The sequence below is a fragment of the Enterobacter sp. ECC-249 genome, from assembly GCF_043965265.1.
Classification (GTDB): Bacteria; Pseudomonadota; Gammaproteobacteria; order Enterobacterales; family Enterobacteriaceae; genus Enterobacter; species Enterobacter quasiroggenkampii.
In genome coordinates this window covers 614,277-627,451 of record NZ_CP143660.1, presented here as the reverse complement: position 1 = coordinate 627,451, position 13,175 = coordinate 614,277, and the positions used below count along the sequence as shown (strand labels likewise).

The following is a 13,175-nucleotide window of genomic DNA, read 5'->3' as shown; positions in this document are numbered from 1 at the left end:
GTTGGTGTGATAAGGAGGATAGCCAGCCGTCGCAATTGGCGCTGTGGGTTAAAGGGCGATTACCGATGGAATCGGGCCATTTTAAGCAACCCCGTTTTCCGTCAGGTCATTTACCAGCCAGGCACCGCCCCGCCGTTAAATATCGTCTCCGCCGCTTTCGCTACTTCAGGGGACTGATACGACTGGATAAACTCCTTCACGTTCTCCGCGTCTTTGTTGTCTTCGCGCGTCACCACGATGTTCACGTACGGCGAGTTTTTGTCTTCGATAAAGACGCTGTCATGCACCGGCGACAGCCCGGTTTGCTGAATATAGGTGGTGCTGATGATGGCGACATCTACTTTCGGGTCGTCCAGCACGCGCGGCAGCTGCGCCCCTTCCAGCTCCATAATTTTCAGCTGCTTAGGGTTGGCGGTAATATCCAGCGCCGTCGGCAGCAGCCCGGTATCTGGCTTCAGGGTGATGAGCTTCTCTTTTTGCAACAGAAGCAGCGCGCGTCCCAGGTTGGTCGGATCGTTTGGAATGGCAATGGTTGCGCCGTCCTTCAGGTCAGACACGGATTTGATTTTGCGGGAATAGCCGGCCATCGGGAAAACAAAGGTGTTCGCCACGGCCACCAGCTTGTAGTTATGCGCCTTGTTATCCTCAGCGAGGAACGGGCGATGCTGGAAGACGTTGGCATCCAGTTCCCCCTGGTTGGTGGCATCGTTGGGTAACAGCGAGCCGCTGAAGCCCACCAGCTCCACGTCCAGGCCATATTTCTCTTTTGCCACCTTTTTGGCGACTTCCGCTACGTCCTGTTCGGCGCCGTTGATGACGCCGACTTTAATATGTTTGGCATCGCTGCCACTTTGATCGCACCCTGCCAGCAGCAGGCCAGCCAGTACCAGAGCACCCAATCGACGTTTCACAAGACAGTTCCTTTTGCTGAATGTTGTAGTGACTATATCGACAACGAGACGGGGAAATAAAAACCGAAAAAGAATCAATAAGAAGGATCGGTTATATGCGGGTATGGCCGGGTGACGCTGCGCTTACCCGGCCTGCGGATTCAGAGCTTAAAGGGCTTTCGCCAGGTAATGTCGCTGCATGCCCGGGTACGGATAATCCTGCAAAGACATCTGCAGCTGATACCCCTGCTTTTCATAGAAGGGACGCGCCTGGAAGCTGGCGGTATCGACCAGCGCGTGCTTGCAGCCTTTGCGCCTGGCTTCATCTTCAGCCGTTTTGATGATCTGGTTGCCGACGCCAGTTCCCCGTACGGTGTCGCTCACCCAGAGATAGTCGATATTTAGCCAGTCGCCTTTACGCACGCCGATTAACCCGCCTAGCATCACGCCATTTTCGTCACGCACATAAACGCCAATATCGCCGCTAAAGGTCGCCATATCCAAAAATTGCGCGTTGAAGGCACGCAGCCCCACGAATAACTCTTCTTTTTCCTGCTGCGTAACCGTATTGGTAATGCTCAGTTGCATGGCGTTCTCCCTGTTTTTGTGTGCTATTTGACTATCTCACAGATACTTTACGGAGAAAATTCATACTTTCGGCTGGCGTCGCTACACTGAATGTAACGATATATTTCATGGGAAGCCTGTGACTTCTAATGGGGGTTGTTGATGAAAGCTGCGCACCTGGTCTGCCTGCTGGTTTGTCTGCTCTTCGCCGCGTTTGTCCATGCTCAGGAAAAGGAGGATCCGGCGAAAGAAGCGCAGATTAAGCAGCAGGTTCTGAAAGATATAAAGAAAACCTGTACGCCACAGAAAAAGCAGAGCGATAAGGCCTGGCAGGAGTTGATTTTGTCGTCTGAGGCCAATCAGCTGCTGATCAAAAATGCCATTACCGCCGTGAAGCGCGACAACCTGGACGCCTACTGGGCGGCTGTTGGTCAGGTTGATTGTCTGGAAGATTATTGAATGCTGCTTGCCGGGTGGCGCTGCGCTTACCCGGCCTACAAAATATTTTTAACGCTTACGCACATCCGGAATAATCAAATCCCCGCGCAGAACATAGGACCCGAGCATCTGCGTTTTCTCCGTCAGCCAGCCCACAATGCGTGCCGCCATGGCGTCCATGGAATATTCAATCGCCGGGATCACCGGAATACCCGGCAGGTGCAGCGAACCGGCAAGGCTGAAGACCATAATGTCCTCAGGCACGGATTTATTAAACGCCTGCAGCTGCGGGATCACCCGCTGGGCTTCCTGCTCGTCCGCCACCAGCAGCGCGTTGAAGTTCAGCGTGCTGGCGTTATTAAGCAGCTCCTGGAGCGCAACGGAGGAGGAGGTCGCGTCCATAAAGACCAGGTTGCGATTAAAGGGCAGGAAATTTTTCTCCAGCGCGTGCTTGTAGCCGAGCAGCACCTGGTCGGCAAAACCGCTGCCGTGGGGGTAGATCAGCGCAATCTGTCGACGCCCCTGGCTGGTGAGGTAGTTGCAGGCGGTTTCGGCGGCAAAGGCGTGATCGAACTGGATGCTGTTGGAATTATCAGACTCCATACAGTCCACCAGAATGACGTTTTCCATATCCACGTCCAGCGGGAAACGGGCGCCAATCACCAGGATATCATCGCAAAGCCCGCAGGAGAGTTCTTCAAGGGCGTGCATCACTTCCGCTTTGCTGTGCGCGAAGCGCAGCAGGAGGTGTTTTTGATGCTGGCTGAGCTGTTTTTCCAGCGCGTAGAGATAGCCGGTGGTCTGGTTAATGTTTTCCTGCGCGCAAATGACCCCGATACAGCCCGTCGACTGGCTCAGCAGCGACTGGGCAATCACGTTAGGCCGGTAGTTCAGCTCATCCACCGCTTTCAGTACGGCCTGACGGCTGGCTTCCTTTACGCCACGCGACCCGCTCAACACTCGCGATACCGTGGCTTTAGACACCCCGGCAAGACGTGATACATCATTGATTGTCGACATCTTTTTCCCCTGGCAGGCTTACCTCGCGCCTGCAAATTCCATGACCGCTTCGGCTCACATTATAGCCAGAACGGAGTATATCCGTTTCCGTTTTCCATGGAAACCGATTTTCCGTTTCCACTCAAAATGATGTCAAAACAGTCAAATTATGTGACACACATCCGGTTAATTAGCCTCATAAGTATTGGATCTTGATGGGTATCACAGTTCTGCTTTTTATAAATGGAAACCGGTTTCCGTATCATGTCCAATCATCCTCGCAATAACTTTTTACATTTAGAGGATGGTTGTCGATGTTCAAGATTATGCTGTGCTGCTCTGCCGGGATGTCCACCAGCCTGCTGGTCAGCAAAATGGTCGATGTCGCGAAAGAACGTGGTTTGCCGGTGAAGATTGATGCGTACGGCGTTTCCGAATTTGATACGCAGTTTCCGCAATACCAGGTTGTCCTTCTCGGACCGCAAGTGAAATACATGTTACAGACACTCTCAGACAAGGCGGCGACGCATGGCATTCCGGTGCAGCCCATCGACATGATGGACTACGGCATGCAGCGTGGCGATAAAGTACTGGACTATGCTCTGTCGCTCATCGAAGCGGCACACTAAAAGGTGTTCACATGAGTTCGTTATATCAATCCATGGTCGCGGTGATTGAGCAGTCAATTACCCCGCTGGCCGCGAAGCTCGGTCAGCAAAAGTATGTGATTGCCATCCGCGACGGCTTTACCGCCGCGCTGCCGTTTATGATCATCGGCTCGTTTATGCTGGTGTTCATCTTCCCGCCGTTCTCGGCGGATACCACCAACAGCTTCGCCCGCGGCTGGCTGGATTTCTCCCAGACCTACCGCGAACAGCTGATGCTGCCGTTTAACCTCAGCATGGGCGTGATGACCTTTTTCATCTCGGTAGGGATTGGGGCGAGCCTGGGGCGTCAGTTTAACCTCGACCCGGTGATGTCCGGCCTGCTGGCCTTTATGGCCTTCCTGCTGGTCGCCGCGCCGTATGCCGACGGCAAAATCTCGACCCAGTATCTCTCCGGTCAGGGTATCTTCACCGCTCTGATTACCGCGATCTACGCCACCCGCGTTTACGCGTGGCTGAAGCAGAACAACGTGACCATTCGCCTGCCGAAAGAAGTGCCCACCGGCGTGGCGCGTTCGTTCGAGATCCTGATCCCGGTGATGGTGGTCATCGGTACCCTGCACCCGCTGAACCTGTTCATTGAAGCGCAAACCGGGATGATTATCCCGCAGGCGATCATGCACCTGCTGGAGCCGCTGGTGTCCGCGTCTGACTCCCTGCCCGCCATTCTGCTCTCCGTGCTGCTGTGCCAGATCTTCTGGTTCGCGGGTATCCACGGCTCGCTGATTGTTACCGGCATCATGAACCCGTTCTGGATGGCCAACCTCTCGGCAAACCAGGCGGCACTGGCGGCCGGCGCTGCGCTGCCGCACGTTTACCTGCAGGGCTTCTGGGATCACTATCTGCTGATTGGCGGCGTCGGTTCCACCCTGCCGCTGGCGTTCCTGCTGCTACGCAGCCGCGTTACCCACCTGCGCACCATCGGCAAAATGGGCGTGGTGCCAAGCTTCTTTAACATCAACGAGCCGATTCTGTTCGGCGCGCCGATCATCATGAACCCGATGCTGTTTATCCCGTTCGTGTGCGTTCCGCTGATCAACGCCTGCCTGGCGTACGGCGCCACGAAGCTCGGCTGGCTGGCGCAGGTCGTCTCGTTAACTCCGTGGACTACCCCTGCACCGATTGGCGCCTCGTGGGCGGCGAACTGGGCGCTGAGCCCGGTGGTGATGTGCCTGGTCTGCATGGTGATGTCCGCGCTGATGTACCTGCCGTTCCTGCGCGCCTATGAGCGTACGTTGATTAAAAACGAAGAGCAGAAAGCCCAGGCTGCAACCGTGGGTGCCGCTGAAGCCACAAGCAATTAAGTCAAAGAGGAAGGGTCATGAAATACGCATTTCCCGATAACTTCTGGTGGGGCAGCGCAAGCTCCGCTCTCCAGACGGAAGGGGCAAGAGAGGGTGAAACCACGTGGGATTACTGGTTTGCCCGCGAGCCGAACCGTTTTCACAACGGGGTAGGGCCGCAGCAGACCTCCACGTTTTATCAGCACTGGAAAACGGACATTCAGCTGTTGAAACAGCTGAACCACAACAGCTTTCGCACCTCGATTAGCTGGGCGCGCCTGATCCCCGACGGTATCGGTGAAGTGAACCCGGACGCGGTCGATTTTTATAATCAGGTCATTGATGAACTGAATGAACAGGGCATCACGCCGTTCATCACCCTGTTCCATTTCGACATGCCGATGGCGATGCAGGAGATAGGCGGCTGGGAAAACCGTGACGTGGTGGACGCGTACGCCCGCTATGCGCAGATTTGCTTCGAGCTGTTCGGCGACCGCGTGCTGCACTGGTTTACCTTCAACGAGCCGATCGTGCCGGTGGAAGGCGGTTATCTGTACGACTTCCACTATCCGAACGTGGTGGATTTCCGCCGGGCGGCCACCGTGGCGTATCACACGGTGCTGGCGCATGCGAAGGCGGTTCAGTCCTACCGCGCCGGGCATTACGCGGGGGAGATCGGCATCGTGCTCAACCTGACGCCGTCGTATCCGCGCTCGCAGAACCCGGCTGACGTGAAGGCGGCGCACGTTGCGGACCTGATGTTTAACCGCAGCTTCCTTGACCCGGTCCTGCGCGGGGAGTATCCGGCCGACCTGGTGGCGCTGCTGAAATCCTGCGATCAGTTGCCCGCCTGTAAACCGGAAGACGGATTCCTGATTGCGGAAGGGAAAATCGACCTGCTCGGCATTAACTACTATCAGCCGCGTCGCGTGAAGTGCCGCGACAGCGCGGTGAACCCGCAGGCGCCGTTTATGCCGGAATGGTTCTTTGATAGCTACGAGATGCCGGGCCGCAAGATGAACCCCTACCGCGGCTGGGAAATCTACGCGCCAGGTATCTACGATATTCTGATTAACCTGCGCGACAATTACGGCAACCCCCGCTGCTTTATTTCTGAAAACGGAATGGGCGTCGAAGACGAGCAGCGCTTTATTGAAAATGGCCAGATTAACGATCAATACCGCATTGAGTTTATTTCTGAGCATTTAACCTGGCTGCATAAAGGCATTAGCGAAGGGTGTAATTGTCTTGGCTACCATATGTGGACGTTTATAGATAACTGGTCGTGGTGCAATGCCTATAAAAATCGCTACGGATTTATCCAGCTCGATTTAAAGACGCAGCAGCGCACCATTAAAAAAAGCGGAGAGTGGTTTGCCGCTACCGCGCTGAATAATAGCTTTGAAAGAGAGTCATTGTGATGATCGTATTAGAAGAAGCCGTAATGGAAATTATCGTCAATGCCGGCCAGTCCCGCAGCCTGTGCTTTGAGGCGCTGCACGCGGCGCGCCAGGGCAACATCGACGAAGCCAAAAGCCTGCTGCGCGAAGCCGACGGCTACGCGCGCCAGGCGCACAAGATGCAGACCAAACTGATCGAGCAGGACGCGGGCGAAGCCCGCCAGCCGATGACCTTAATTATGGTGCACGCGCAGGATCATTTAATGAATTCGCTATTAGCGCGTGAATTGTCTGAAGAAATTATTCATTTATATCAGAGATAGCCTATGGCGAAATAACTTAATGTAATACCTCTGTACCTAAAACTAGAAATCCACTTGTTCTGATGATAGCGACATATTCTGTCAGATCGGAGCGGGATGGTTATTGTCTGAATAAAATTAAACTATATTGAGATAACCATGAATACGATTAAAAAACTTCCATTAACTATGGCGGTTATCGCCGCGCTTTGCCCAATTTCCGTGCTCGCACAAGAATTTACGCAGGAGCAAATTGACGCCATTGTAGCCAAAGCGGTGGATAAAGCCCTGGCCGAGCGTCAGGCCAAAATGGATGCCGCCGTCGCGAAAAAAGCGGACGTGGTGACCGAGCCGCAAAGCGCGGCGCAATCCCCGGACATGGCGATCCCGTTCGGGATTAAATTTACCGGCTATGCCCGCTACGGCGCGCACTTCCAGGCCGCCGATCAGAAATACGTGGCTGTCGATGGCTCCTACAACGGCGCGTCCGCGATCGGTCGTCTGGGTAACGAAGGCAACGGCGGCGAGTTCCAGCTCTCTAAAGCCTTCAAGGGCGAAAACGGCGCCATCTGGGACATCAACGTGATGATCGACCACTGGGGCGACGAAGTTAACCTGAAAAAGGCCTACGCCGGGGTGACCAACATTATGGCCTCCAACCCGAACGCCTACTTCTGGGCCGGTCGTGACTTCCACCAGCGTCCGCAGCAGGGCATCAACGATTACTTCTGGATGAACCACGACGGCCAGGGCGCCGGGGTGAAGAACTTCGACATTGGCGGCGTGCAGTTTGACGTCGCCGCCGTGGCGGCGGTGGAATCCTGTAGCCCGGAAGTGATGGAAGACGAAGCGAACCCGTCGCGCATAACCTGCACCGGCGGTTCCGGTACGGGCGACAAAGGCAACTACGCCGCGACGTCTAAAATCCACGGCATGAAGCTCGGTCCGCTGGATCTGGAGCTGTACGCCAACTACGGCTTTGACTCTAAAGCGGTGGAAAGCGACGAGCGTCTGAACGCCTGGCAGGGTGGCGTGGTGCTGAGCCACACCAACGACAGCGGCGTGAACAAGGTGATTGCACGCTACTCCGATAACTCGGACAACAGCGTGTTCAACAAAACCGAGGATCTGACCACGGTCTACGCCAGCTTCGAAGGGCTGTATAAATTCACCCAAGCCACGCAGGTGGAGTACATCCTCGCCTTCCACGACTACGACAACAGCCGCGATAAGACCGACAACCGTAAGAACTACAACGCCATCGTGCGCCCGATGCACTGGTGGAACGACGTTCACTCCACCTGGCTGGAAGCAGGCTGGCAGCACGTTGACTACGACAACGGCGGCGACAACAAGGGCTGGAAGCTGACCCTGTCGCAGAACATGTCTATCGCCATGGGGCCGGAGTTCCGTCCGATGCTGCGCTTCTACGTGACCGGCGGCAAAGTGGATAACGCACGCACCGCGCGCGTGAACAACACCAAAGACGAGACGCTCGACGACTTCAACGTCGGCGCGATGTGGGAGGCGTGGTTCTAAGCAAGATAGAAGCAAAACGGCAACGAGAGTTGCCGTTTTTAGTGTTTGCTCCCTCTCCCCATGGGAAAGGGCCGGGGTAAGGGCATCAGGCCGCACCCTACAAGGTTTTGTAGGCCGGGTAAGCGTAGCGCCACCCGGCAAGATCCCATGTTATGCTAGAAAAAAATCAACATAGCAGGGGAGAAAATGGGTTCCACACGTAAAGGGATGCTGAACGTCCTGATCGCCGCCGTTTTATGGGGCAGTTCCGGCGTTTGCGCGCAGTACATCATGGAGAAAAGCCACATTTCTTCGCCTTACCTGACCATGGTTCGCCTGCTGTTTACCGGCGTTATCCTCCTGACGCTCTCCTTCGTTCACGGCGACAAGATTTTCTCGGTCATCAAACATCGCAAAGACGCCCTCAGCCTGCTGTTTTTCTCGCTGGTCGGCGCGCTCACCGTGCAGCTCACCTTCCTGCTGACGATTGAAAAATCTAATGCGGCAACGGCCACCGTGCTGCAGTTTCTGTCGCCAACCATTATCGTGGCGTGGTTTGCGCTGGCGCGGAAAACGCGTCCCGGCGTGTTTGTCCTGTCCGCGATTGTGACCTCGCTTGTCGGGACGTTCCTGCTGGTGACCCACGGCGACCCAACCTCGCTCTCCATCTCGCCAGCTGCGCTGTTCTTTGGCATCGCCTCGGCGTTTGCCGCGGCGTTTTACACAACCTATCCGTCAACGCTGATTGCCCGCTACGGCACATTGCCGATTGTCGGCTGGAGCATGTTGATTGCCGGGTTAATGCTGACGCCGTTCTACGCCGGGCGCGGGACGACCTTCGTCATTGACGGCAGCCTGCTGCTGGCGTTTTTCTATCTGGTGGTGATCGGCACGGCGCTGACGTTCAGCCTGTATCTGAAAGGCGCGCAGATGATCGGCGGGCCGAAGGCGAGCATTCTGAGCTGCGCCGAGCCGCTGAGCAGCGCGTTGCTGTCGGTGATGTTGCTGGGCGTGGCGTTCACCCTGCCGGACTGGCTGGGGACGCTGCTGATTGTGTCGTCGGTGGTGCTGATTTCGATGGATTCAAGAAGACGGGTGAGGACATCGGCGTGATCTACGAATAATAGTGATAGCGGCACATTAAAATAGTAAGAGCGCTATCTGATACCCCGTAAACCAGACGATCGGTATCATTGATTCGACGGGACCAGTATCCGGAAAGGTTACCTTTAAGGGGTTCCGGCTTACCCAGGCCATCGAAGGGTTGACGCTTCGCATCTTCAATCAATTTATTGATTCTGCGAAGCGTTTTCTTGTCCTGCTCCTGCCACCACAGGTAATCATCCCAGCCGTTATCAGTCCAAATCAGTAGCCTGGTCATCTATCAGATCCCTCTGCGTGGTTTTTCCGGTATTTGCCTGTGAGATTGACTCCATCAGTCGGCTGGCGTTAGCAGGCGAACTCATCAGATGGATGGTTTCCATCATCGAATTGTAGTGCTGCAGAGACATAACCACCGCGTCACCCCCGTTTCGGCGGCTGATGATGGTTGTCTCCACGTTGTCATTCACGTCGTCCAATACATCTTTGAGTCGGCTTCGTGCTTCGGTAAACGTCACAACCTGCATATTTCCTCCTGTACAAGTTACGGTACAAGTATATCGATGAAGTGACTATTTATCAATCAACGTGCCTTTACCTTCACCGCCACCAGCAGCGCGGTCAGCAGCATCAGCGTGCCGGAGATCGCCAGCGGCGACGTCAGCCCCAGGTGGTCGAGCGCCACGCCGCCAATGGCCGCGCCGCAGGTATTCGCCAGCTGGATCACCGCTACCTGAATCGACCCGGCTTTTTCAGCCTGATCGGCAAGCGAGCGGGTGATCCACGTCGACCAGCCCACCGGCACCAGCGCAAAGGCTAAGCCCCAGATAATCGCAATGGCAGATGCGACCCACTTATCGCTGCCCCACAGCACCAGCACCGTGGCGCTCACTGCCAGCACCAGCGGCGCCCCCGCCAGCGCCACCTTCAGGGAGCGCTTCAGGAACTGCGACGACAGCGACGTGCCGACAAAGCTGGCAATACCGAAGCTCAGGAGCACCAGCGTCAGGCCGTCGACGTCAAACCCCGCCATGGTCATATACACCGGGCGGATATAGGTAAAGAAGGCAAACTGCCCGGCAAAGGACATAAAGATCGCGGTCATTCCCGCCAGCACGCCGGGGCGCTTCAGCAGCGCGAACATGTTCTGTTTATGGTGCGCCGCTTCGCCCGGCAGCGACGGCAGCGCTTTCCAAACCCAGATAACGCAGAGCACACCCATCACCGCCGCGGCGTTGAAGACGTTACGCCAGCCGATAATCCCGCCGAGGAAGCTACCGAGCGGCGCGGCAATCACCAGCGCGATAGAGACCGCACCGAAGATGACGGAAAGCGCTTTTGGCACGGTGCGCGCAGGCACCAGGCGCATGGTCAGCGAGGCCGACATCGCCCAGAAGCCGCCGAGCCCCAGTCCCAGACAGGCGCGCCCCAGCAGCAGCAGGGTAAAGCTTTCCGCGAAGGAGACCAGCAGGCAGGAGAGCGTCAGCAGCACGCTGAACAGAATGACCACCTTGCGGCGGTCGATAGTGCCAATCACCTGGGTGATAAACAGGCTGGCGAACATCGCCACGAAGGCGGTGACGGTAACGGACTGCCCCGCCACGCCTTCGGAAATGCCCAGATCCTGAGCCATCGGCGTCAGGAGGCTCACCGGCAGAAACTCAACGGTAATCAGGCAGGCGACGCAGAATGCCACGGAGAAAACGGCCGACCAGTTGGGGCGTGAAACCTCGCTGGTCTGCGGTCTGGTCGAGGGCTGGATATGTTCTGTCATGGCGTCACCTGAAGATGAAAACGTGCGGAAAAGTCGCGCAGTTTATCATCAAAAGTGTGACGAATTTAACGTTTAGACAACTTTTGTGGTTTTTAGCGGGGATCAGTGGAGGTAAAACACGCCCTCTTCCGGCAGGAAGAGCTGGTTGTAGCGCAGCTGGAAGGCGTTAAGCTCCTGCGGATCGGGCTCCATCTCGCGCATAAAGCCGAGCGCCAGACGAATTTGCGCATCGGTGATCGGCGCGGCCAGGCGGGCTTTACGCAGCAGACGGTGCCACGTGTGCAGGTTCTCTTCACTGCCGTCGACAATGCAGACCTGCCAGATCAGCAGCACCTGTGCCGCGTTTTGCAGATGCGCCTCGTCCGGGCGCTCAAGGTAGCGGATAAACTCATTGCCCGGCGTTTTACCGAACTGATCGATCATCGACTCGACAGGCATCGGGGTGACGCCCAGACGCTCGCTTAAACGTTTGATGGCGCGGCGGGAATCTGAGGTCAGGACGCGAAATCCCACCACAAACACCACGGCAAGCGTTGCCAGCATTATCCAGACCATGCGTTCTCCTTAGACTAGCCGCTCATCATAGCGGGAAACGCACGGCGTCAACAGCGGGCATAACCAGAATAGTGCATTGAAAAGACGTTGCAGAACGGGGGATAAGGTATTAATGCCGTCGGCGGAAATAAAAAAGCCCGGCATCACACACCGGGCAAAGAAGTTACCTGCACACTCAGGCTGTTTTTAATTTCTGCGCACGATTCTCACGGCGAATTTTACGTTCTTCCAGCACCGCGACCATCGCCATCAGGACGATACAGCCGATCGCTGCCGCATCCAGCGCCGCGAAGGTGCCCGCCCAGCCGGTGAGGCCGAAAATCGGCGTGCCGTCGGCAATCATCCCCAGACCCAGCTTGGCGAAGCTGTCGCCGATCAGGTAGGCGAAGGTGCCTTTAATCCCATCGGCGGCGCCGATCGCTTTTTTCGGAACGAAGCCCACTGCCGCCACGCCGATCAGCAGTTGCGGACCAAACACCAGGAAGCCGAGTGCAAACAGGGATGCGAGGTAAACGTACTGATTGCTGGCGTGCTGGTAGACGCCGAGCGTGGCGATAATCAGCGCCAGCGCGACGCAGGCCACCAGCGCGCGACGACCGTTGGCGAGGTCAGAGAGCCAGCCCCACAGCAGCGTGCCGACCAGCGCACCCACTTCGAACAGGGTGAAGCCCTGAATCGCCACCTCTTTAGAGAGCTTCAGCTCCTGGAAGGCGTACACGGTGGACCACTGGTCGATGCCGATGCGCACCACGTAGAGGAAGATGTTTGAGAAGCAGAGCAGCCAGATCACTTTGTTTTTCAGCACGTACTCGACAAAGATCTGCCATTTGGTCATCTCGTTCTCTTCGGTCTCTTTGTCCTCTTCGCTGATCTCCTCGCCGAACAGCTCTTCGGCTTTGCCGAGGCCGTAGGATTCGGGGGAGTCGCTGCCGAAGCGCAGACCGATAAAACCGACAATCAGGGCGATAATCGACGGGAAGATAAACATACCGATCACGTGGCCGTCGAACAGGTAGTTTGCGCCAAACAGCGCCACGCCTGCCGCACCCGCCCCACCGAGGTTGTGGGAGATGTTCCACATGCCGAGGTACGACCCCCGCTTGCGGCGCGGCGTCCATTTGGTGATGGTGGAGTAGCTGCACGACCCGCCGGTACTCTGAAAGAAACCGCTCAGGGCGTAGAAGGCGATCATCAGGAACAGGCTAACGGACCCCGCGCCCATGCTGGCGCTGAAGCCGAGCATACAGATGGCGGAGAGGATCAGCATAAACGGCAGGAACTGCTTGGTGTTTTTGCCGTCCGCGTAGTAGGACACAACCGTTTTCCCCACGCCGTAGGTGATGGAGAAGCCCAGGCCAATCATCCCCAGCTGCGTCATGCTCAGCCCGTAGGTGGAGATCATGTCGTTCTGCGCGATGTTAAAGTTTTTGCGGATCAGGTACATGGTCAGGTAGCCGATAAAGACCACCAGATAGGACTGCATGAACGGTTTGAACCACATTTTGCGCCGCACGTCGAGCGGCAGATCCAGGGTCGGCTTGCGCACCTGGTTGAGGAAGGCCAGCATGGTTTGCTCCTGAGCTGATTTTTACCTGCGAATGGCAGGCATTGTAAAAATCAGCCGGAAGAGATGCCTGAGACAGCGTCCAGGTAAAACCGGGAAAATTTCTTAGTTTTACGCCA

General features: G+C 56.3%; 15 protein-coding genes. 7 read left to right on the top strand and 8 right to left on the bottom strand.

What is annotated here, in order from left to right:
• Positions 1-110: 110 nt before the first annotated feature.
• Together nlpA and V1587_RS03065 are read right to left on the bottom strand one after the other, a co-directional pair.
• Positions 111-911 (bottom strand): lipoprotein NlpA, encoded by an 801-nt coding sequence (gene nlpA, locus V1587_RS03070; RefSeq protein WP_023309849.1) that lies wholly within the window; start codon positions 909-911, stop codon positions 111-113.
• A 147-nt stretch (positions 912-1,058) separates the two neighbouring features.
• On the bottom strand, positions 1,059-1,478 hold the full coding sequence (locus V1587_RS03065) for a GNAT family N-acetyltransferase (protein WP_371899068.1): 420 nt from the start codon (positions 1,476-1,478) through the stop codon (positions 1,059-1,061).
• A 141-nt stretch (positions 1,479-1,619) separates the two neighbouring features.
• Here V1587_RS03065 and V1587_RS03060 point away from each other — a divergent pair, with 141 nt between their 5' ends.
• Positions 1,620-1,916, top strand: coding sequence for a YicS family protein (locus tag V1587_RS03060; RefSeq protein ID WP_395314502.1), 297 nt, complete (start codon positions 1,620-1,622; stop codon positions 1,914-1,916).
• A gap of 48 nt (positions 1,917-1,964) precedes the next feature.
• Here V1587_RS03060 and V1587_RS03055 read toward each other — a convergent pair whose 3' ends face one another.
• Entirely contained in the window at positions 1,965-2,915 is a 951-nt protein-coding gene (locus V1587_RS03055; RefSeq protein WP_371899067.1) for a LacI family DNA-binding transcriptional regulator, read from the bottom strand.
• 293 nt (positions 2,916-3,208) lie between these two features.
• Here V1587_RS03055 and V1587_RS03050 point away from each other — a divergent pair, with 293 nt between their 5' ends.
• The 6 genes from V1587_RS03050 (at position 3,209) to V1587_RS03025 (ending at position 9,175) form a co-directional block, all read left to right on the top strand.
• A complete protein-coding gene (locus V1587_RS03050) occupies positions 3,209-3,523 on the top strand; it encodes a PTS sugar transporter subunit IIB (RefSeq protein ID WP_032644367.1) in 315 nt (104 codons plus the stop codon).
• Between the two features lie 11 nt (positions 3,524-3,534).
• On the top strand, positions 3,535-4,863 hold the full coding sequence (locus V1587_RS03045; protein ID WP_111967629.1) for a PTS sugar transporter subunit IIC: 1,329 nt from the start codon (positions 3,535-3,537) through the stop codon (positions 4,861-4,863).
• 17 nt (positions 4,864-4,880) lie between these two features.
• Positions 4,881-6,263 (top strand): glycoside hydrolase family 1 protein, encoded by a 1,383-nt coding sequence (locus V1587_RS03040; protein WP_371899066.1) that lies wholly within the window; start codon positions 4,881-4,883, stop codon positions 6,261-6,263.
• The gene (locus V1587_RS03035; RefSeq protein WP_028015653.1) at positions 6,263-6,565 is read left to right on the top strand and encodes a PTS lactose/cellobiose transporter subunit IIA; all 303 of its coding nucleotides are present in this window, start codon (positions 6,263-6,265) and stop codon (positions 6,563-6,565) included. The genes V1587_RS03040 and V1587_RS03035 overlap by 1 nt, the downstream gene beginning before the upstream one ends.
• A gap of 138 nt (positions 6,566-6,703) precedes the next feature.
• On the top strand, positions 6,704-8,083 hold the full coding sequence (locus V1587_RS03030) for a carbohydrate porin (protein ID WP_023326394.1): 1,380 nt from the start codon (positions 6,704-6,706) through the stop codon (positions 8,081-8,083).
• 186 nt (positions 8,084-8,269) lie between these two features.
• Positions 8,270-9,175 carry an EamA family transporter gene (locus V1587_RS03025; protein WP_008500138.1) on the top strand — a complete coding sequence of 302 codons (906 nt, stop codon included), beginning with the start codon at positions 8,270-8,272 and terminating at the stop codon, positions 9,173-9,175.
• A gap of 1 nt (position 9,176) precedes the next feature.
• On the opposite strand, the gene V1587_RS03020 is transcribed toward V1587_RS03025, so the two are convergent.
• From V1587_RS03020 to uhpT, 5 genes are all read right to left on the bottom strand, one after another.
• Entirely contained in the window at positions 9,177-9,443 is a 267-nt protein-coding gene (locus V1587_RS03020) for a Txe/YoeB family addiction module toxin (protein ID WP_041911701.1), read from the bottom strand.
• Positions 9,418-9,690, bottom strand: coding sequence for a type II toxin-antitoxin system Phd/YefM family antitoxin (locus V1587_RS03015; protein WP_371899065.1), 273 nt, complete (start codon positions 9,688-9,690; stop codon positions 9,418-9,420). The genes V1587_RS03020 and V1587_RS03015 overlap by 26 nt, the downstream gene beginning before the upstream one ends.
• A 56-nt stretch (positions 9,691-9,746) precedes the next feature.
• Entirely contained in the window at positions 9,747-10,937 is a 1,191-nt protein-coding gene (nepI, locus tag V1587_RS03010) for a purine ribonucleoside efflux pump NepI (protein ID WP_371899064.1), read from the bottom strand.
• Between the two features lie 102 nt (positions 10,938-11,039).
• On the bottom strand, positions 11,040-11,492 hold the full coding sequence (locus tag V1587_RS03005; RefSeq protein ID WP_371899063.1) for a DUF1198 domain-containing protein: 453 nt from the start codon (positions 11,490-11,492) through the stop codon (positions 11,040-11,042).
• A 175-nt stretch (positions 11,493-11,667) separates the two neighbouring features.
• Positions 11,668-13,059 (bottom strand): hexose-6-phosphate:phosphate antiporter, encoded by a 1,392-nt coding sequence (gene uhpT, locus V1587_RS03000; RefSeq protein WP_096217538.1) that lies wholly within the window; start codon positions 13,057-13,059, stop codon positions 11,668-11,670.
• Positions 13,060-13,175 lie beyond the last annotated feature (116 nt).